Origin of the sequence: Delftia sp. K82 (genome assembly GCF_002193035.1) — a bacterium.
Taxonomy (GTDB): domain Bacteria; phylum Pseudomonadota; class Gammaproteobacteria; order Burkholderiales; family Burkholderiaceae_C; genus Comamonas; species Comamonas acidovorans.
Window position 1 is genome coordinate 2,352,610 of record NZ_MYFL01000001.1, and the last position, 20,069, is coordinate 2,372,678.

Here is a 20,069-nt window from a genome sequence, read left to right on the forward strand (position 1 = left end):
GAGGGGGTGCGTTGAATCAACACCTTATCTCTGCGAAACGTCGAATGCTCATGATCGATCCACAGTAATTATTGTGTATAAAATTTCAAATATCTAAATCAAATATCTTAAAACTATAATTTTCCAATCCGTATATTTTATTACCCCCAGCAAATCTAATAAGGCTTATTAAATCTTCATTCATGCGAAATTTGAATAAATTTAAACTGTCTGACACCCTCTCTCTTTCGATATTACAATCTATTTTCTCAAAATAATCATGAAGACATACCACAAAATAATATCTTCCAAGTTTTAGAAAAACAGATACAACAGGCAAAACAGATCTTTGTTTAAATCCATTTTCCAAGCGTTTATCAAAAATATTGTGCGCAAATATATTCTGCTGGATGGAAAAGTCTATTGCAGAAGTTGATACACTTTTTTCGCCCACGAATTCTTTTATATCTTCAACTGTGAAATATGCGACCTCCGGACCATATTTTTTTTCATTTACCGGAAAAGATTCACATTCCAGAATATCTTTCATCATATTCTCAATATAATGACATACTCCTTCCAAAGCCTCCTGTCCGATCATAATTTTTGTCGAAACAATTACTCGCCAAGCAATACTGATTACAAGAAAATACACAGCATCATCAAGTTCACCAACTTCATTACCCCTATAATATCTCTTAAAATATTTATCGGTGAAATGCTTCTCATATTTTGAGAATTTTTGCTCGCAATCATCGCAAAGCATGGGGTACTTGAGAAGATCACTTACTGGCAAACCAAGTCCATTGTTCTGAATTATCTGATTTTCGAGGGTTTTAAATAACTCTTGGTCCATCGGATAAAAGAAGAAATTATTCTTCTTAGATTTCATCCCAGTCCATCTTAGAACGAGCTCTGGGATTATATGACCATTTTTATTCAAGCTACCACTAGCGCATAGCAAACAAGAAGAGGGGAATCTATCTTGTTTGAAAATTAGATTATGTATCGTACTATCTCTGTAACCACCAATATGCATAAATTTAATTCTCCAACTAAGTAATTTAAATATGGGCATTCACATAGTAACTCAGCACAAAGGACATCGATAGCATCGCAAACGATTTTAAACTAATGCAATGAGTCGACTTCTGACAGCATCGATAGAAACAGTCCGGTAGTCATGGATTGCCTACGTCCCTGTCTTGACAGTGAGTCATCGGCAGGCATGGGTAGTACCTACTAGTCATTGCAGCAGATCCAAGCTTGCGACATAGAGGCATCGCTGCTCTGTGTAGATGCCAGAGGAAGCCGCGCTGGGGCCTCTTCGCTCACACAGCCAGCCTGATAAGCCACTCACAGCTATGATCCCCAAAGCAAATTCGCATTCCCACCCAACGGCGACTTGATCCCCCTCCTCCACCCGAAGCCGCGCACCATCCCTCCATCTCCAAGAGTCTGAAGAGCTTGCCCTGCTTCGCGAGGAAAACGCTAGGCTGCGGTCGCAGTTGGCGATTACCACGGAGCCGGACAGGCGAGCGCCGTGCAGACCGCGGGCGCCAGCGGTCAGGCCCGTTCGATGCACAGGTGGCAAACCAGAAGACGCTGTTCTCGGATTTCATCGAGCATCTGCCGATAGGCCTGTGCCTGGTCGGCAGGGGTGGGCAGGTGCCGATGTCCAATCCGGCCTACCGCCATTTCCTGTCTGACGGGTCCGTGCCCTCGCTGCTGGCGCCCAGGGACGACCTTCCACAGTCGCTGGGCTATGGCAACGGCATGACTTGCTGGCGGCGACTGCGTGAACACGATCAAGTAGATTGAAGCCGACAGACGCCCAATAAAACTGCACGCCAACAAAGGCTATGACTACCTACGTTGCCGCATCCATCTGAGACAGCGGGACATCGCAAGCCGTATTGCCAGACGAGGTATTGAGAGCAGCAAGCGGCCGTACAAGTGGCGCTGAACGCACGGCTGGTTTGCAGGCTTTGCCAAGCTGCGCATAGACTTGGCGGGGCATATGGCTTCCATTCTTCTTGAAAGCTTCGGTTTCTGACAAGCCCACCAAAGCAAAAGGCACGGCACGCGAATCAAGGCATTGGGATTCTCGAAATTAGTTCTTGAACTCTCATTCTTGATTGCATATCATCTGCCCGACGTTGACGTCGACCTGCAGACTCCCTTCCACCTGCCATTGAAGTCCCGAGCCAAGGCGCTCACTGAGGCGCAGCCGGTATGAGTGAGAGCCGCCCGCCCGATTGCCACGACCACATCCATCAAACGGCACCCACGCACGCAACTTCACGAGTCTGATTGCCATTCGCAAGAATTGCTGGCGGTATGGCTCAAACAACTGCCTGCCGTGCGCAAGCATGCTGATCACATGGACAACTCAACCAGAAAGGACTTATATGGCGGCTCAAGCACAGCCGAAGACAGGCTTCGAAAAATGGCAGGATGGCATTAACAAGGCAGAGGGCAATGCCAAATGGAATACCTGGGATTGTGAAATTCAGATGGCGGTCAATGAGTATAACCGCCATCTCTCTGGTAAAGCAGGATATTTGCCACTCGATTGGCAGCTTATCAAGGCCATGGCGTGGGTCGAGACGGGCGCGGAAGCAAGAAAGTGGGGGTCAAATTTAATGCAGATAGGCAATCCTGGCGATCCAGGGCTGGGTTCTCTTTTGTCTGGAAAAGAAGGTGGAGACCTGATCATTCCATCTGCCTGGAAAAATAAATTGACAGCAAGCACAGCAATAGCAATTCCTGCGTACAACATCAGAGCCGGAATTGGTTATTTGTTGATGCGCATGGCGAATTATGCGGTCAAGAGCGTTCCAGACCCGGACAGCACCATCCGTGAAGTGAAAGTGCAAGCGGGAGACAGCATTGCCAAGATTGCAAAAGCAACAGGCAGCACTGTCGAAACAATGCAAAAACTCAATCCTGCTGCGCATGTATTGAGACCTGGACAGGTATTAAAATACCAAAAGGCTTCACTGAAGAAGGTCATTACAGGCTGGAAGATCATCACGACATCAAGCATTGCAACGTACTACAATGTCGGCGACTCAATGTATGCCAAGAAGCTTGACTATGCTCTGACGTTGATCCGAAAAGGAAAGGTAGAGATATGCGTGAACTAACAGTCTTGGCGTTGTTCGCATCCATCGGCAGCCTATCGGGCATGGCGGCGGCGGCTGATGATGCTTTTGCTGGCGTATTTCAAGGGACTGGAAGAGCATGTTCTGGTGCGCTCCATGTGCGCGCCAAGACAATCGAATGGAATTCAGCTTATAGCATCTGCAAGTCGACGCACTACGAAGTCCTGGAAAAGAGCTTCAATGGTAGCAATGAACGAATTGTTTTTCTTTTAAAAAATCGCAGTCGTCAATGCCGTTATTCTGTCGTCGAGGTCGAACATACCAGCGGCTACAACTGGAATGTGAATGGCTACCAGTCTTTGGAAGGTTTCCAAAAAAGGAATTTTCCGGACTGGAGCAATTCTTCGTTACCGGAAAGGCAAGTATTGTCGTGCCCGATGGTTGGGCCGGATTAGGCGCAACCATCGCTTTTGTTTTGTTGTGATTTATTTTCCAACTGGCACCAGAACACGCCACCCCTTTTTATCGTGCAATGACGATTTGCAAACGACTTGAACGCTTTTTCTGGGTAGACCAATGTCTGTGGGTGCCCAACCTGACTCAGGCGAAGTAGCGCATTGCTCGACCAGTATCTTTGGGTTGACACGAGCAGTGGTGAAGTCTGTTTTCTGGCGTTTGTTTTCCAATTTCAAGAACTCATCTGCAGATTTTCTTATTTCCTGCAAATCTTGAATTGCCGGTGAAGTTGCTTCACTCACATGCGTGAATCCGGAAATCATGAACCCGATACATACAAAGAAAATTTTCATCATTGCTTTTATACGGTTAATTTACCGCGGTCCCAAGCTTGGGGCCGCCTTCAAGCGCCGCGCGATGCGATTGGCCGATGGCTGATAACGTTGCCAGTGCTGCCCTGGGCCTATAGACGAGCACATCATCAATAGCTCCTGAAAACGCCTCCGACAAGCCAAGTATGCCCGGCAGCTCACCGCTATGAGCCCCAAAGCTGAATCGACGCCCTCAACGATGGCGATCTGCCCCCTCCGCCACCCGAAGCCGCGCCCTATCCCCCCCAATGGTCAAAGACTCTGAAGAGATTGGCGGCGGGCGCAGTTGGCGAGTGCCACGGCCAGTCAGGCCGGCGCCGTGCAGGCTGCGGGCGCCAGCGATCAGAACCCCTTCGATGCGCAGGTGGCAGGCCAGAAAACGCTGTTCTCGGATTTCATCGAGCATCTGCCTATAGGTCTGTGCCTGGTGAGCCGGGGTGGGCAGGTGCTGATGTCCAATCCGGCCTAGCGCCATTTCCTGCCGGAAAGCCCTCCACCATCGCTTGTGGCGCCCGAGGAAGACCGGGGGTGCTGGCGCAGTTGGGACCAGGAAGGCAAGCCTATCCCCAGGGACCAGTTTGTGGGCGCCAGGGCTGCGCGTTGCGAGCTGGTTCGGCGTGGCGACTACCGAGCTGGACGAACCGCCCTGGATCGCCGTGGCCCCGTTGTCTTGCCTATGCCATGCAGTCGCAGTCGCAGTCGTTCAGGGAGAGCCGTATTCGCTCAGCTTCTTGCTGAACCCAAAGATCCACAGTCGCTGCGTGCGATCGTTGACGTCATTGGTGGTAAAGCGCAGGCTCGCCGCGCCCTTGGCGCATTGGCCGTCGTTCACGATCTTGCCTTCGGCGTCCACCATGCATTTGGTGACGTCCGAGCCTTCGATTTCCTTGCCGCTGGCCTCCAGCACGGCCAGCGAAACACCGAAGTCGGTGTCGTTGGTCAGCGCCAACGTGTAGTCATCGACCAGCGCCAGGCCTTCGGCCTTCTCGGCCACCCAGCCGGTGGCGTTCAGGTTGAAGAGCCGGGTCTTCTTGAGCGTCACGACCTTGGAATAGTCCGAGCCATTGACCGGCTTGCCAGTCAGGCTGCTCTTTTCCAGGTCGGAGCCCAGCGCGGTGATGTCGGTGGCGTTGGCCGGAAACTCAATCAGAACCAGGTCGTTGAAGACTTTTTTGTCCTTGCCCGTGCCTTGCTCGATGGCGATGAATTTCCCCTTGCCCAGTGAGACCACATCACCCAGCTTGGCATTGCCGGTCTTGCCTTGGTTGTACCAGCGGCTGTCCACGGGCAAGGCAAACAGGCGGGTTTTCTCTGTGGTCGGGTCAAACTCCACCCAACGGACAAAGCGAGCGTAGTCGCGCACGTTCTCCGACTTGCCAGTGGCGTCGGCAACGGCAGCGGTGGTGTAGTCGGCCTTGCCGTCGTCCAGAGGGCTTTGCAGGAAACCGTGCAGCTTGCCGCTGGCCGCATCGATGCTCAGCCCCTCCATTCCACGGTTGGCGCGGCGCTTGGCGAGAATGGCCGGCAGATCGGACGCGCCAGTGCCGGGCCCGTATTTCTTCTGGATGATGCCGGTCGCCGGGTCGATCTTCACGATGAAGGGTCCGTATTCGTCGGACACCCACAGCACATTGCGTGCGGCATCCAGCACCACGGATTCTGTGTCCAGGCCGAATTCGCTGTAGCCCTTGGCCTTGCCGGGATAGGTGAAGGAGTCGTCCAGGACTTGCTCGCCCGTGTTGCCTGTGATGCCCCGTGGCTGCACGCGGCCGTTGGCGTTCTGTGTGGCGCTGAATCTGAGCGGCAGGGTGGAGACGAGCCTGGCTCCGTCCTTTCCGAGGGCGATCACGCCGATGGACGGAGTGAAGTTGGGCGAGGGAAACACCGTGGAACTGGCAAAGCCCGCGGGATTGGAGCCGTCGGTGATCTGCGTGACCGGGCCGGTGGTCGCGTTCGGGCCGCGATCGGTGATGGCGTAGAACTCCAGCGTGCCGTCGGCACGCCTGCCCTTCAAGGCCAGGCCCGAACCGTAGGCTGGCAGAAAGCCCTTGGGGAAATCGGCCTTGGTGGCGGGGTGTTGGCCTTCGTAGGGGAAATAGAACCTGTCGTCGAACTGGACGTCCTGACGCGTGACGATGGCGCGGATGCTGCCGACGCCGGTGGTCTGCGTCACCGTCTCGGAGCCGGCGACCTGGAGCGGGCGGGTGTCGGCGCAGGCGCTCAGCAAGGCAGCCGCGGCGGCGATCACTGCCATCAGGCAGGAAGAAGAAGTGGGGGGTCGCATGGCGAGTAGGTCTTGAGAAGAAGAGGCAAGCCTGATAAGCAGATAGGCAGATAGGCAGATCGGCAGGCCCTGCGTGGCAAGGGCCGGCCCAAGCTTGAAGGCTTCGTTTCTGGAAAAGGCGCTGTGCCGTTCAGAACGAGTGGCTGATGCCCAGATCCACACCGGTCGAGCCGGCGTTGGCCACACCCGCAGGGCCACCGATCAGGCCGACGCTGGCGCCGTTCTTGTTGTTCACACGCGCCAGCCCTGCGTACAGAGAGGTGCGCTTGGAGAAGTCGTAGACATATCCGATCGAATACTTGTCGGCCTTGCCGCCGCTGCGCGTGAGGGCAGAGGCGTTGCCGCTGAACTTGGCGCTGGCGTACTTGATGCGCAAGCTGCCTTGCCCCATGGGGATGGTTGCGCCCAGGTAGAAACCGTCCACCTTTCCGGAGGTTGCGCCGTTGACGGGCTCCCACTTCAGGCTGTTGTATCCGCCATTGAGCAGGAAACTGCCGAAGTTGTACGAGGCGCCCAGCACCAGGTCTTCGAGATCGCTGGTTGCGGCGATGGCGCTGGGCGAAGCCACGGCTGCGGTGCCGTCGATCCGGCCATAGCCGATACCCACGTTCAGCGGGCCCGAGCGATAGCGCAGGTTGCCGCCTATGTACCTGCGGGCCTTGCTTGCGCCAGAGCCGGAGGCGTTCTCGTCGCCAAAGGAAACCGAGAACTGGCCATAGACACCGCCCAGGTCGCTCGGCAGGAAGTAGCCCACGGCGTTGCTGATGCGCGTGCGGTCGACCACGCCGCTTTGGCTGGCGGCGTTGTAGGCAGTCTGGCGGATCGTCTGGAACAGATTGGCCTGCACACCGGTGGTGGTGTCGGGGCCCGCGAAAGCGGTGAAGATGTTGTAGCTGGGGGTGTAGTCACGACCCAGCCGGATTTCACCCCAGGAATTGTTGCTCAGCCCGATCGTGGAGCGGCGCTCGAAGCCAAGGGAGCCGCTGCTGCCGCCAGTGCCGACATCGGGGTTGAGGCCGCCTTCAAGCCAGAGCTGAGCTCTGTTGCCGCCGCCGAGGTCCTCCGTGCCGCGCAAGCCAAGCAAGCTGGTCTTGCCTTGGCTGGAGTTCAGCGCATTGAGCCTGTTGCTGCCGGACTTGGCAATGGTGACGCCGACGTCCACCACACCAAAAATGGTGACGGAAGATTGTGCCAAGGCCAAGCTGGAAGAAGAGGCGAAGAATGTGCCCATCGCGAGTCCCAGAATGCGCGAGCACGTTTTTTGATTTTTCATTGGCGAGATACGAACTGAACTTATTAATGAGAATGACGGTAGCCTCCTGCCACCGCTGCGGGAACTCTAGGCAACACATAAGTATTCTTCGTGACAGCTGTGCTGTGTGACATGAAAGTCACAGCAGCGGCGGTGCCTGCGGCACGTTTCCTACAGGGAAGCCCTCTCGCCGCCACCCTTCAACCATAGCCTGCACGACGGAGCAGATCATTCATTGCCGATTTGTTTGATTCATATTCGAGAAATTGACGGAAATATGCATTCTTTTGCCATTTTCCCAATAAGGTTCTCGACTTCCATATTTTCAATGGCACATTTCGAGCGTTCGTCGACCGATTGATCGGTCATTGGGGACCCAAATTCAGCCCATTGCACGGCCAGTTCAACCCCATAGTCCCTGGGAGGGCGAAGTCCCACAAGAATTGCCGCACCGAGGACTGCAGCCTCAACATCGGTCGCACCAGCAGTCACAGCTATGATCCCCAGGCAGCATCGCCGTCCCCGCCAGCGGCGAGCAGCCCCCTCTCCTCCACCCAACGCCCCGCCCCATTCCCCCATGATCCAAGCGTCTGACGAGATTGCCCTGCTTCGGGCTGAAAACGCCCGGCTGCGGGCGCAGCTGGCGATTGCCACGGCGGGCCATGCCAGCGCCGTGCAGGGCGCGGGCACCAGCGATAAGGACCCCTTCGATGCGCAGGTGGCGGACCAGAAGACGCTGTTTTCGGATTTCATTGAGCATCTGCCGATAGGCCTGTGCCTGGTGAGCAAGGGCGGCAAGGTGCTGATGTCCAACCCGGCCTACCGCCATTTCCTGCCGGAGACCCCCATCCCTTCGCTGCTGTCGGCCGAGGAAGACCGGGGGCGCTGGCGCAGTTGGGACAAGGATGGCAAGCCCGTTCCCCGCGACCAGTTTGTGGCCGCCCGCGCGTTCCGCGGGGAGCTGGTGGTGCCGGGTGTTGACTGTGTCTATGACACGCCCCAGGGGCTTGAGGTATGGACGCGCGTGTTCGGGGTGCCGCTGCGCAATGCGGACAAGGAAGTCGTGGCCACGGCCATCGCCATTCTGGACATCGATGCGGAACGGCGGGCGCTGGACCTGTTGCGCCAGAGCGAGGAACGGCTGGATGCGCTGGTGCGGTCCTCGTCGGAAGTGCGCTACTCCATCAGTGCGGACTGGAGCGAGCTGCACCAGCTGGCAGGCGGCGGGTTCATCCCCGACACGCAGGCGTCCAACACAAACTGGCTGGAAGACTACATCCCCCCGGAGGACCGCGACCTTGTGCGCGCGGAGATCGCGCGGGCCATCCGCACGAAGACCGACTACGTGATCGAGCACCGGGTGAACCGGGTTGATGGCAGCGTGGGCTGGGCGTTCTCGCGCGCCGTGCCGCTGTTCGATGCCGCAGGCGCCATCACCGGCTGGCTGGGAGCGGCCTCCGACATCACCGAGCGCAAGCAGGCCCAGGCCGCGCTGGAGCGCTTGAATGCCACGCTGGAGGAACAGGTGGCAGAGCGCACGGCCGACCGCAACGCGCTGTGGCAGCTGTCATCCGACATCATGATGCGCTGCACGTTCGAGGGCATCATCACTGCGGTCAACCCGGCCTGGACCGAGGTATTGGGCTGGCGTGAAGACGAGCTGCTGGGCACAACGCTTTTTCATCTCATCCATCCGGAGGATCTGGCACGCACCATCCAGGACACGCAGGAGCTGGCCACAGGCATGGCGCATGCCCGGTTTGACAACCGGTATCGCCATCGGGACGGTAGCTACCGCTGGATCTCCTGGTCCACGCGTTCGGCGGCAGGCCGCATCAATGCGGTGGGCCGCGACATCACCTCCGAAATGGCCAAGGCCGAAGCGCTGGCCAAGGCGCAGGAGCAACTGCGCCAGTCGCAGAAGATGGAGGCGGTGGGCCAGTTGACGGGCGGCCTTGCGCACGACTTCAACAACCTGCTGGCGGCCGTCATGGGCAATCTGGAGCTGCTGCAGCGGATGCTGGCGCGCGGCCAGGTGGACAACCTCACGCGCTTCATCCATGGAGCGCAGGGGGCGGTGCGGCGCGCCGCCACGCTCACGCAGCGGCTGCTTGCGTTCTCGCGCCGGCAGATCCTGGACTCCAAGCCCACCGATATGGCCGCGCTCCTGGCCGATTGGGAGGACCTGCTTCGCAGGACGGTGGGCGCCAGCGTGGATATCGACATCGTGCCGGCAGCCCATCTGTGGCATGTGCAAATCGATGGAACGCAGCTGGAGAACGCCATCCTGAACCTGTGCATCAACGCCCGCGATGCCATGCCCGAAGGCGGCCGGCTGACCATCAGGACAGCCAATATCGAGCTTGAAGAGGCGGCAGCCCGGGAGTGGGATCTTCCGCCGGGCGGCTATGTGTCGCTGTGCGTCACCGACACGGGTACAGGAATGTCGGAGCAGACCATTGCGCGCGCCTTCGAGCCGTTCTACACCACCAAGCCGGTGGGCCATGGAACAGGGTTGGGGCTGTCGATGATCTACGGCTTCGCGCGGCAATCGGGAGGAGCGGTCAGAATCTTCTCCCAGCCGGGCCAGGGCACCACGGTCTGCCTGTATCTGCCCAGGTGCGACGCCGCGCCCGTTGCAGAACGCGCGGTCGATGCGGCAAGGCAGGTGGTGGTGCCTGCCCAAAGGACCTTGCTGGTGGTGGATGACGAAGCCCCGATCCGCCATCTCATCGACGAGGCGCTTGTCGACCTGGGCTACACGGTGCTTGCCGTGGCCGATGCAGCCGCCGCGCTGCAGGTACTGCGTGCAGGAACCAGGGTGGACATGCTGATCACGGACATGAGGCTGCGCGGCGGAATGAACGGCAAGCAGCTGGCCGACGAGGCGCGCCTGGCCCGGTCCGACCTGCCGGTGCTCTTCATCACCGGATTCACCGAGGCATCTCCGCTCAGCCAGGAAAACCTGCACCCCGGGACGCAGCTTCTGACCAAGCCGTTCACATTGGATGCGCTGGCGCTCAAGGTGGCGGAGATTCTGGGCAGTACCGACGCTGTGCCATCGGACTGAGTTGCGCGGCTGGCGCCGTGGTGACCCGCAGATTCCGGGCGCCTGTCTCGCAGCTCAAACCCTGCCATATCGCATCTCCCTCGGCCCTCGTAGTGGCTATGTGGGCAGACTCGATCGCCGACGACAGAGGGGTACTGCCAAAGCGGCAAGAGCACTCGGATGCACGGCACCAGGAACTTACGGATTCATCAAGCTTGCGAATCAGCGCAAGCCTTGCTCATCAGGCCATCCGAATGCGTGTGTTTAGACCTTTGATCGTCAATTCACGTCAATTCCTAGGAAGTATCTTATTTTTAAGAACAAACAGAAAACGACAGCAGTCTGCACTTGATCTGAAAATGCGAAAGAACTTAGACTAATAGCGCCACTCACTGCCATGTGGCAGCAAAGGCTTATTAACATTTCAGCACAGAGGGAACTATGCTAAGTAAAATTCTCACCGGATTCATACTTGTTCTCGGATCAATATCTGCAATGGCTCAAGATTTTTTGATAGGGAATGAGGAAATTGAAAAGAACGGCATGCCAATGGTCGCCAGAAGTATTTCTGGCAGCATGGCTGGAATGAATGGTACTGTGACCATAAATCTAGTCAAGCTATCAAATGGATCGTATCTCTACGAAACCACCAATCAAAATGATGAAGCAATTGAATTCAACAAGAGGTTGTGTGAAATGTACGGAGACAAAAATCCAGAATCTCCTGGAAAAATGGTAATTGGTAGCGATGAAAGGAATATACCCCTTCATTGTGAACCGGCTTCCCTTCAAAAGGAAATGTCATTTAAGCAACATTCCAACTACTATTACATGCCTGGTGGCCAATGGGACTACAGACCTGTTCTATCTCTAAGCTACGACCCTTACCCACGTGCTGGCTCATATACAAGAGTATCTGCAAGTGCAGGAGTTGACTTTTCTGTCGCGAGAGGTGGCGATCTTTCACTCGCCGTTGGAGTTCGAGGAATTCCAAATTGCTATAACAATGGTTTCACCATGGCTGGTAGCATTCCAGTAGCAAATTTGCAAGTCGCAGTTCTGTGCTACATGTACCCCCATTTGGCCGGCACAGGAGGAAAGGCCGTTTCTGCTCGAGCAGTTTCGGAAAGCAAATACTCGGCCAGTGAAAATGGGATAATGGAAATCTATTGAAGCAACAATAAACCAAGTGCATGACACCAGGAAGCCATGGTGCCTTCTTCAGCCTAAAACAGAAGAAAGTACCATGGCAACCCGCCTTTGATGATGGTGCCCGCACAACGCCGTACATCCGCGCATAACTCCAGCCAGTATCCGGCCATCAACGGCTTTGGCCAATTACTTCACAGGCCGCTGATATGAAAAACCATGTCAAGATCCAGCTTTTTGTGCAGTGTGTTGGCTGGCGCATTCTTGCTGATCACCGCATGCGGGGACGCAAAAAACGCAACCGCTTGCGAAAACCATGACCTTAATCTGGTTCGAACGAATGTACTGAAAAAACTGAAAGAGAAGTTTCCTCAGTACGCATTCGATATCACCAAGGTGACGTTTTCTCCAGGAGAAAAAGTGCCTTTTTGGTACGTGGAGGCCATCACCCAATCGAATGGTAAGGAGCTGGTGGTTTTCGCCATGCACTACTGCGAAGGGTCTGTAGAGGTGACAGCCCTCAACCCCTACCACCCTTGACGGCGGTGGATGCCATCGCCCTCACCCTCTCAATGAAAGCCTGCAGCACCGCCGCAGGCTGGTCCGCCCGCCAGGCCATGACAGCGGGCGTCATGGCCTGCTGCGGACCGCGCAGCGGCACGAACACCACGCCGTTCATTCCCACGCGCTGCATGCAGCTGGGCACCAGGGCCACACCCTGTTCTGCCGAGACCAGGGCCATGACCGTGAGCCACTGGCGCGCCGCGTGGCGGGTATGGGGGTGGATGCCGGCCTGCTGCAGGCAGAAGATGACGTTGTCGTAGTTGGCCGGAGCCACTTCGCGGGCGAACATGACGAAGGTGTCGCGGGCCAGTTCGCGCAGGTCGATGGCGGGCTGCTGCGCCAGCGCATGCGTGGCGGGCAAGCAGCAGACAAAGGGTTCCTCGCCGATCGACAGGGTCTGCAGGCCGTCTGGCGGGTTGGCTATGTTGAGAAAGCCGCAGTCGATCTGGCCGCTGGCAATGGCCTGCAGTTGCTCCCGCGTGGACATTTCATGCAGGCAGACTTCGACCAGGGGGCGCTCTGCGCGGAAGGCGCGGCAGAAGTCGGGCACCTGGCGGTAGACCATGGAGCCGGTGATGCCCACGTCCAGCCGGCCCTGCATGCCCTCGGCCACGCCACGCACCACGTCGGCCGCGTGCTGCAGCTGGGCGAGCACCTTGCGTGCCTCGACCAGGAAGACCTCGCCCGCAGGGGTGAGGCGCACGTTCTTGGCGTCGCGGTCCATGAGGCTGGCGCCCAGGTCCTGCTCCAGGGTCTTGAGCGCCATGCTCAGCGGCGGCTGGGTGATGCACAGCCGCTGGGCCGCGCGGCCGAAGTGGCGTTCCTCGGCCAGGGCGACGAAATAGCGCAGCAGGTGGGTCTTCATGAGAGGCGGCGGATGGGGAGCAAGCGAGATGGCATCTTGCACCATGGCTACCTCTGAAATACAGATTGATAAATCATGGGACTTCAGATGGTTCGCAGCCACAAAACCCGCGCACCTCAACTTTGAGACACCGAGGAAGGGCCGCCCCGCACCGAGGGTGTCGTCCCCCTCCGCGCAGCGAGAAGGGGGAAGGCGCGAAGCGACTCAGGGGGTCAATACGATTTAGGCAAGCCCAATACCTTTTCGGCGATGAAGCACATGATGAGCTGCGGGCTGACGGGCGCCAGGCGCGGTATCCAGGATTCGCGCATGTAGCGCTCCACGTGGTATTCCTTGGCGTAGCCCATGCCGCCGTGCGTGAAGATGGCGGTTTCGCAGGCCTTGGCGCAGGCTTCGGCTGCCAGGTACTTGGCGGCGTTGGCCTCGGCGCCGCAGGGCAGGCCCCTGTCGTAGAGGAAGGCGGCCTTTTGCACCATGAGGTGGGCCGCCTCAAGCCCCATCCAGGCCTGGGCCAGCGGGTGCTGTATGCCCTGGTTCTGGCCGATGGGGCGGTCGAAGACCACGCGCTCCTTGGCGTACTGGGTGGCGCGCGCCAGGGCGGCGCGGCCCAGGCCCACGGCCTCGGCGGCGATGAGGATGCGCTCGGGGTTGAGGCCGTGCAGGATGTACGAGAAGCCCTTGCCCTCTTCGCCGATGCGGTCCTCGGCGGGGATGCGCAGGCCGTCGATGAACAGCTGGTTGGTGTCCACGCATTTGCGGCCCAGCTTGTCGATCTCGCGCACCTCGATGCGTTCGCGGTCCAGGTCGGTGTAGAACAGGCTCAGGCCTTCCGTGCCCTTGCACTCTTCCACGGGTTTGGTGCGCACCAGCAGCAGGATCTTGTTGGCGACCTGGGCGGTGGAGATGAAGACTTTCTGGCCATGGACCACGTAGACGTCGCCATCGCGCACGGCGCGGGTCTGCAGCTTGAGGGTGTTGAGGCCGGCATTGGGCTCGGTGACGCCGAAGCAGGCCTTGTCCGTGCCCGCGATCAGCGGGGGCAGCCAGCGGCGTTTTTGCTCGTCCGTGCCGAAGACGACGACGGGGTGCAGACCGAAGATGTTCATGTGCACGGCCGAGGCGCCCGACAGGCCTGCGCCCGTGGCCGAGATGGTGTGCATCATCAGCGCCGCCTCGCTGATGCCCAGGCCCGCGCCGCCAAACTCTTCGGGCATGGCAATGCCCAGCCAGCCCGCGTCGGCCAGCGCCTTGTGGAAGTCGTGCGGGAAGCCGCCTTCGTGGTCCTTGTGCAGCCAGTAGTCGGCGTCAAAGGGGGCGCAGGCGCGCTCGACGGCGTCGCGTATCTGTTCCTGTTCTTCGTTCCACAGAAAGTCCATGGTGAGTTCTCCGTTGCTTGTTGCTGTTCGCTTGTTGTGTCTGTGGGGTGACTGCGCTCAGGCTGCCGGTCGGCGCACGCGCTCGGGGTTCTCTGCGTAAGGCGGGCTGTAGAAGACCAGCAGGCGCACGGGCTCGGCGCTGGTCACGCGGAAGATGTGCATGCAGTCCTCGGGGAAGAAGCAGGTGTCGCCGGGCTGCATGGCAAAGCGTTCCTTGCCGTCCGGGGTGTCGATTTCCACCTCTGCCGTGCCGGCCAGCAGGTAGCAGGCCTGCTCCATGCCGGGGTGGGCATGGGGCAGCGCGCCGCCGCCCTGCTCCAGCGTGCCCAGTACCAGCTCCATGTGGCGCGCGCCCACGTTGGCGGCACTGACCAGGCGCCGGTTGACGGTGCCGTGGTGGTTGGCGGGGCTGTAGCCGGGCACGTCTTGTTCGCGGATCAGGTAGCGGGGCATGGGCGGTTTCCTTCTGTTTGTGCTTGTGTTTGTGGTGGGGCGTCTTGCAGCGCGGCAGCCTGGCTGCAGGCGCGGCTGGCCTGCAAGGCGGCCAGTTCGGCCTCGGTCAGGCCCGCGTCGCGCAGCACCTGCAGGGTGTGTTCGCCCAGGCGCGGCGCGGGGGCAGCGCGTTCTGCGGGCGGCGTGGCGCTCCAGCGCGTAGGGCTGGCCGTGGTGCGCAGCCGGCCTTCGCTGGGGTGGTCGATCTCGTGCACGAAGCCGGTGGCCTGGTGCTGGGGGTCGGCGATCAGATCCTCGGGCGAGGCCATGGGCATGTTGGGCACATCGGCCGCGTCCAGCAGTGCGCGCCATTCGGCGGTGGTGCGCCCTGCCATCAGCCGCGAGACTTCGGCATAGACGGCATCGATGTGCAGCGCGCGCTGGCTGTGGGTGGCGAAGATGGGCTCGGCCATGCGCTCGGGCTGGCCTATGGCGTTGAAGAAGCTGTGCCAGTGCTTGTCGTTGTAGATGAGAACGCACAGGTGGCCGTCGCTGGTGCGATAGGGCCTGCGGTGGGCCGTGAGCAGGCGCGCATAGCCGGGGCCGCCCAGTTGCGGCTCGAACGACAGGCCCGCCATGTGGTCGCCCAGGATGAACTGGGTCATGGCCTCGAACATGGGCACGACCACGGCCTGGCCCTTGCCGGTCTTCTCGCGCGCATAGAGGGCGGCAGTGACGGCGTAGACCGCGTGCAGGCCGGTGACGCGGTCGCCCAGGGTCATGGGGGCATAGGCCGGCTCGCCGCCGCCGTATTGCTGCGCCAGCCAGGGCACGCCGGTGGCGCCCTGGATGAGGTCGTCATAGGCGGGCCGGGCCGCATGGGGGCCGCGCTGGTCGAAGCCGCAGCAGCTCACGTGGATGATGCGCGGGTTGCGCGCCGCCACGTCCTCGTAGGCCAGGCCCAGACGCGCCATGGCCTGGGGCCGCACGTTGCTGACCAGCACGTCGCAGCCTTCGGCCAGGCGCAGCAGGGCCTCGCGCGCGGCGCCCTGCTTGAGGTCCAGCACCACGGAGCGCTTGCCCTGGTTGGCCTGCAGGAAGATGTGGCCCATGGCGGGGTTGCGCATGGGGCCGACGTGGCGCATGTTGTCGCCCTCGGGCGATTCGACCTTGATCACCTCGGCCCCCAGGCCCGCAAGGATCTGGGTGGCAAAGGGGCCCATGACCACCGAGGTCATGTCCAGCACCTTCACCCCTGCAAGAGGGCCTTGCTGCCCTTGCTGCGCTTGTTCCATGCGGCTCTCCTTCACTGCGCCTCGATGCCCGCCTGCTTGACCAGTTGCCCCCAGCGGGCCATCTGGTCCTTCACATAGGTGGCGAACTCGGCAGGCGTGGCCGTGGGCCAGACCTCGAAGCCGACCTGGGCCAGTTGCTCCTGCACGGCCTTGTCCTTGAGGATGGCCTGCAGCTCGGTGTTCAGCCGCTCGGTGATCTCGGCGGGCATGCCGGCCGGGCCGAAGATGCCGTTCCACGACGTGATGTCGAAGCCCGGCAGCGTCTTGCCGATGGCCGGCACATTGGGCAACAGGGTGGAACCCTTGGCCGCCGTAACGGCCAGGGTGCGCACGCGGTCGGTCTTGATCGTGCCCCAGGCCGAGCCCAGGTCGGCCACGTAGACCTGGATCTGGTTGCCCATGAGGTCGGTCAGCGCCTGGGGGCTGGACTTGTAGGGCACCGAGGTGATCTGGGCGTGCGTGACGTACTTGAAGGTTTCCGAGGCCACCAGCGAGGTGCTGTTGGGCGTGCCGTAGGACAGGCGGTCGGGATTGGCCTTGGCGTAGTCGATGAGTTCCTGCACGGTCTTGGCAGGAACGGAGGGGTGGACCAGCAGCGCGAACGGCAGCTCGCCCACACGTGCCACGGGCGTGAAGTCCTTGACGGGGTCATACTTCAGGCCCTTGACCAGCCAGGGGTTGGCCGAATGCGAGGTGTTGGTGGTCATGAACAGGGTGTAGCCGTCCGGCTTGGCCTTGGCCACATGGTTGGCGGCAATCTGGGCATTGGCGCCGGCCTTGTTGTCCACGATCACGGGCTGCTTGAGCCGCTCGCCCAGCCGGGTGGCCACCAGGCGCGCCACGGCGTCCGTGCCGCTGCCGGCCGCGAACGGCACGACCAGGGTGATGGGATTGGAGGGGTAACCACCCTGCGCCGACACGGAGGGCGCGGCCACGGCCGCAATGGTGCTGATAGCGCCAAGGGCCAGGGCCCTGCGCAACGGGGAATGCTTCATTTGCTTGTCTCCTGTTTCCTATCCTGTTTTCCTATGGAAGGCGGCGCTGTGTGTCCAGCGCTCGCCGCCATGGTGCGGGCGTCAATGATTCAAGTCCAATTCTTTAAAACCAATCAAGAATTCGATTTATGAATCATTGAATCCTGCGTCAGGCTCCATGTCCCGCCTCTTGCGCAAGGACTGCATCGGTGCGAGGCTGGCAGCCTTGCACGACACCACGCCAAGGAGTTCCGCATGTCACACACCGTCCACACCATCCGGCTTCATCGCGTCCTCAAGGCGCCGCCGCAGCGCGTGTACCAAGCCTTCACCACGGCCGCTGCCCTGGCCAAATGGCTGCCGCCCCACGGCTACATCTGCGAGGTGCCCGAGTTCGACGCCCGGGTCGGCGGGCGCTACCGCATGGCCTTCGTCAATCTGTCCACGGGCGGGCGCAGCGGCTTCGGCGGGGAATTCCTGGACCTGGAGCCCGGCCGGCTGGTTCGCCATACCGACCGCTTCGACGACCCGCAGCTGCCTGGCGAGATGATCACCACCATCACGCTGCGCGAGGTGTTCTGCGGCACTGAAATGGATGTGACCCAGGAAGGCGTGCCCGCCGTCATTCCCGCCGAGGCCTGTCACCTGGGCTGGCAGGAGTCGCTGCAGTTGCTGACCCTGCTGGTGGAGGCCAGCGTGCCGGGCTGAGACCCTGCACAAGCCCCTGCTGTCACACAGCTGCGGTTGATGGATTGCGGTGCTTCGGAGGACAATGGCAGTATTGCCCGCCAACGCCCGGAGGTCCGCCATGGCCACCCCCTTTGCACTGACCGCTCAAGCCATCGATGTCCTGCCGTTTGGTGCGCGGCTGGCGGGCGCCCGGACCTGCGCCCTGTTCAAGTCCCAGGACATGGAAGTCATCCGCGTGGTGCTGCGCGCCAGCCAGTCGCTGCCGCCGCACAAGGTGCCTGGCAGCGTCAGCCTGCACTGCCTGGAAGGAGAGCTGGAGGTGATGCTCGGCGAAAGCCGCCAGTCCCTGCAGGCCGGCCAGCTGATGCACCTGCCGGCCAACATGGCGCATGCGGTACGCGCCATCGAAGACACCTCCGCTCTGGTCACCATCGTTCTGTGCAGCTGAACGGCTGACGCGGAACATGCAGCCTCGCGCGCGGCCTGCCCGCGTGCGAATGGCTGTGCCTGCGCCTCATTTGCGATTCATTCTCATTACCAAATCTATAATCACGCCTTTCTCGTTAGCTCACGCCATGGACGCAGCCGCCGCCGGCCCTTCGCAATGCATGACGAGCCCCGTGATTGCATTCGTTGAATGGACGCTCCATGGACGCGCAGATTTCCCAGTCCGCCAAGGCGACAACCAGCGTGGAAAGCCTGTACCACAGCCACCAGAACTGGCTGCAGGGCTGGTTGCGGCGCCGGTTGGGCGACTCCTTCGACGCGGCCGACATGGCGCAGGACGTGTTCATGCGCCTGCTCACCCGCCAACCCGGCCCTGACGCAACCGGCCTGCGCCAGCCCCGCGCCTACCTGAGCACCATTGCCCATGGCCTGCTGGTGGACCACTGGCGCCGCCGCGAGCTGGAGCGCGCCTGGCTGGAGACCCTGGCCCTCATGCCCGAGGCGCAGGCCCCCTCGCCGGAAAGTCGGCTGATCTTCCTGGAAACCCTGGTCGCCATAGACCGCATGCTGGATGCCTTGAAGCCCCGCGTGCGCAGCGCCTTTCTGTGGGCGCAGCTGGAAGGACTCACCTGCCCGCAGATCGCCGAACGACTGGGCGTGTCCCTGGCCACGGCCGAGCGCTACATCGCCACGGCCCTGCGCCACTGCTACGCACTGCGCTTCGGGGCATGAGCAGCGATCTTTCACCCGGCCTGATCGACGAAGCCATCCAGTGGTCCGTACAGTTGGACTTCAACACGCCCAGCCCCGCCACACGGCAGGCCTTCGAGCAATGGCTGCATGCGCAGCCCGCCCACGCCCTGGCCTGGGATCGGGTGCAATCACTGAGGACCGACTTTGACCGCATGCCGCAACGCCTGGCACTGGACACGCTGGATGCAGCGCAGCGCCTGCGCCAGTCCCGCAGCGTCTCGCGCCGCCGCGCCCTCAAGCTGCTGTCCTTGTCCGGAATCGCCACGGCAACGGGCTGGATGGCCTACAGCCACATGCCTTGGCAGCGCCTGCTGGCCAGCGCCAGCACCTCGGTGGGCGAGCAGCGCACCGTCAGGCTGGACGATGGCAGCACCATCGTGCTCAACACGGACACGGCCATCCGTACGGAGCTGGACCCGCAGCAGCGACTGGTGGTGCTCAGCCGTGGGGAAATCCTGGTGACCACGGGCGCCGACGAGACTGCACCCGGCCACCGGCCCTTCAGGGTGCGCACGCCCTTTGGCGATCTGCAGGCCCTGGGCACGCGCTTTGTGGTCAGGCTGCACAAGCATCGGGCCCTTGTCAGCGTGCAGGAAGGCGCCGTACGGCTGACGCCTGCAAAGGCCGCAGACAGCGCCGCACGGCAAACGGCGATGCCCGGCTCGCCGTGGTGGCTGTCGGCCGATGCCAGTACCCCGGCACCTCCCCCGGACTTTGGTGCGGACGACTGGGCAGATGGCGTGATGGCAGGCCGGGCCATCCGCCTGGGTGACCTTCTGGCGGAACTGGGGCGCTACCGCCATGGGCACATCAGTTGCGATGAGCGCGTGGCAGGCCTGCGCCTGTCGGGCACCTTCCATGTGCGCCAGACCGAGCAGGTGCTGCAGCTCATCGCGCAGACGCAGCCCGTGAGCATCAGCCGGCGCACGCGCTGGTGGGTTCATGTGGGGCCGGCATCCGGCCAGTGATTTCCACTTTTTTTCAGAGAAAGTGAGGGGATCCGGATTTTCGTACGGCCTGGGAATG

The 20,069-nt window shown here is 60.4% G+C and carries 20 protein-coding genes and 1 pseudogene; 12 read left to right on the forward strand and 9 right to left on the reverse strand.

Going from position 1 to position 20,069, the window contains the following annotated elements; all coding sequences use genetic code 11:
- Positions 1–85 precede the first annotated feature (85 nt).
- Positions 86–871: a hypothetical protein gene (locus KDK82_RS31965; RefSeq protein ID WP_143343448.1), complete on the reverse strand. Its 786-nt coding sequence runs from the start codon at positions 869–871 to the stop codon at positions 86–88.
- Positions 872–1,566: 695 nt separating this feature from the next.
- On the opposite strand from KDK82_RS31965, the gene KDK82_RS33130 reads away from it, so the two are divergent.
- From KDK82_RS33130 to KDK82_RS10435, 4 genes and pseudogenes are all read left to right on the forward strand, one after another.
- Positions 1,567–1,800 carry a hypothetical protein gene (locus KDK82_RS33130; protein WP_256974444.1) on the forward strand — a complete coding sequence of 78 codons (234 nt, stop codon included), beginning with the start codon at positions 1,567–1,569 and terminating at the stop codon, positions 1,798–1,800.
- Between the two features lie 7 nt (positions 1,801–1,807).
- Positions 1,808–1,939: pseudogene (locus KDK82_RS33135) on the forward strand (IS5/IS1182 family transposase); the annotation flags it as partial.
- Positions 1,940–2,351: 412 nt separating this feature from the next.
- A complete protein-coding gene (locus KDK82_RS10430; RefSeq protein ID WP_256974445.1) occupies positions 2,352–3,128 on the forward strand; it encodes a LysM domain-containing protein in 777 nt (258 codons plus the stop codon).
- A complete protein-coding gene (locus KDK82_RS10435) occupies positions 3,116–3,541 on the forward strand; it encodes a hypothetical protein (RefSeq protein ID WP_081816289.1) in 426 nt (141 codons plus the stop codon). The genes KDK82_RS10430 and KDK82_RS10435 overlap by 13 nt, the downstream gene beginning before the upstream one ends.
- 30 nt (positions 3,542–3,571) lie before the next feature.
- Here KDK82_RS10435 and KDK82_RS31975 read toward each other — a convergent pair whose 3' ends face one another.
- Positions 3,572–3,895, reverse strand: a complete 324-nt coding sequence (locus tag KDK82_RS31975; RefSeq protein WP_143343449.1) for a hypothetical protein — start codon at positions 3,893–3,895, stop codon at positions 3,572–3,574.
- A 304-nt stretch (positions 3,896–4,199) separates the two neighbouring features.
- On the opposite strand from KDK82_RS31975, the gene KDK82_RS33140 reads away from it, so the two are divergent.
- Positions 4,200–4,382 carry a hypothetical protein gene (locus KDK82_RS33140; RefSeq protein ID WP_088164814.1) on the forward strand — a complete coding sequence of 61 codons (183 nt, stop codon included), beginning with the start codon at positions 4,200–4,202 and terminating at the stop codon, positions 4,380–4,382.
- A gap of 234 nt (positions 4,383–4,616) precedes the next feature.
- Here KDK82_RS33140 and KDK82_RS10445 read toward each other — a convergent pair whose 3' ends face one another.
- Entirely contained in the window at positions 4,617–6,197 is a 1,581-nt protein-coding gene (locus KDK82_RS10445) for an esterase-like activity of phytase family protein (RefSeq protein WP_088164815.1), read from the reverse strand.
- Positions 6,198–6,327: 130 nt separating this feature from the next.
- Positions 6,328–7,428 (reverse strand): porin, encoded by a 1,101-nt coding sequence (locus KDK82_RS10450; RefSeq protein WP_088164816.1) that lies wholly within the window; start codon positions 7,426–7,428, stop codon positions 6,328–6,330.
- Positions 7,429–8,026: 598 nt separating this feature from the next.
- Between KDK82_RS10450 and KDK82_RS10455 the strand changes: the two genes are divergently transcribed.
- The 3 genes from KDK82_RS10455 to KDK82_RS10465 all read left to right on the forward strand — a co-directional run bounded on the left by KDK82_RS10455 (position 8,027) and on the right by KDK82_RS10465 (position 12,187).
- The gene (locus KDK82_RS10455) at positions 8,027–10,519 is read left to right on the forward strand and encodes a PAS domain-containing sensor histidine kinase (protein WP_088164817.1); all 2,493 of its coding nucleotides are present in this window, start codon (positions 8,027–8,029) and stop codon (positions 10,517–10,519) included.
- A gap of 420 nt (positions 10,520–10,939) precedes the next feature.
- Positions 10,940–11,671: a hypothetical protein gene (locus KDK82_RS10460; protein WP_088164818.1), complete on the forward strand. Its 732-nt coding sequence runs from the start codon at positions 10,940–10,942 to the stop codon at positions 11,669–11,671.
- 195 nt (positions 11,672–11,866) lie between these two features.
- Positions 11,867–12,187, forward strand: a complete 321-nt coding sequence (locus KDK82_RS10465) for a hypothetical protein (RefSeq protein ID WP_088164819.1) — start codon at positions 11,867–11,869, stop codon at positions 12,185–12,187.
- Here KDK82_RS10465 and KDK82_RS10470 read toward each other — a convergent pair.
- The 5 genes from KDK82_RS10470 to KDK82_RS10490 form a co-directional block, all read right to left on the reverse strand.
- Entirely contained in the window at positions 12,168–13,121 is a 954-nt protein-coding gene (locus KDK82_RS10470; RefSeq protein WP_088164820.1) for a LysR substrate-binding domain-containing protein, read from the reverse strand. The two genes, KDK82_RS10465 and KDK82_RS10470, sit on opposite strands and share 20 nt — an antisense overlap.
- A 167-nt stretch (positions 13,122–13,288) precedes the next feature.
- Positions 13,289–14,452, reverse strand: a complete 1,164-nt coding sequence (locus tag KDK82_RS10475) for an acyl-CoA dehydrogenase family protein (RefSeq protein WP_013802491.1) — start codon at positions 14,450–14,452, stop codon at positions 13,289–13,291.
- Between the two features lie 57 nt (positions 14,453–14,509).
- Positions 14,510–14,905 carry a cupin domain-containing protein gene (locus tag KDK82_RS10480; protein WP_034393376.1) on the reverse strand — a complete coding sequence of 132 codons (396 nt, stop codon included), beginning with the start codon at positions 14,903–14,905 and terminating at the stop codon, positions 14,510–14,512.
- Positions 14,890–16,179 carry a CaiB/BaiF CoA-transferase family protein gene (locus KDK82_RS10485; protein WP_088165487.1) on the reverse strand — a complete coding sequence of 430 codons (1,290 nt, stop codon included), beginning with the start codon at positions 16,177–16,179 and terminating at the stop codon, positions 14,890–14,892. Before KDK82_RS10485 ends, KDK82_RS10480 begins: the two co-directional genes overlap by 16 nt.
- Positions 16,180–16,190: 11 nt before the next feature.
- Positions 16,191–17,174: a tripartite tricarboxylate transporter substrate binding protein gene (locus KDK82_RS10490; protein WP_088164821.1), complete on the reverse strand. Its 984-nt coding sequence runs from the start codon at positions 17,172–17,174 to the stop codon at positions 16,191–16,193.
- A gap of 234 nt (positions 17,175–17,408) precedes the next feature.
- Between KDK82_RS10490 and KDK82_RS10495 the strand changes: the two genes are divergently transcribed.
- The 4 genes from KDK82_RS10495 (at position 17,409) to KDK82_RS10510 (ending at position 20,011) form a co-directional block, all read left to right on the forward strand.
- Positions 17,409–17,861, forward strand: coding sequence for an SRPBCC family protein (locus tag KDK82_RS10495; RefSeq protein ID WP_012205499.1), 453 nt, complete (start codon positions 17,409–17,411; stop codon positions 17,859–17,861).
- 100 nt (positions 17,862–17,961) lie between these two features.
- Entirely contained in the window at positions 17,962–18,291 is a 330-nt protein-coding gene (locus tag KDK82_RS10500) for a cupin domain-containing protein (RefSeq protein ID WP_013802496.1), read from the forward strand.
- 200 nt (positions 18,292–18,491) lie between these two features.
- On the forward strand, positions 18,492–19,022 hold the full coding sequence (locus KDK82_RS10505; protein ID WP_088164822.1) for a sigma-70 family RNA polymerase sigma factor: 531 nt from the start codon (positions 18,492–18,494) through the stop codon (positions 19,020–19,022).
- Complete coding sequence (locus KDK82_RS10510; protein WP_088164823.1) at positions 19,019–20,011, forward strand: FecR domain-containing protein; 993 nt, start codon at positions 19,019–19,021, stop codon at positions 20,009–20,011. The genes KDK82_RS10505 and KDK82_RS10510 overlap by 4 nt, the downstream gene beginning before the upstream one ends.
- The last annotated feature ends 58 nt before the right edge of the window (positions 20,012–20,069 follow it).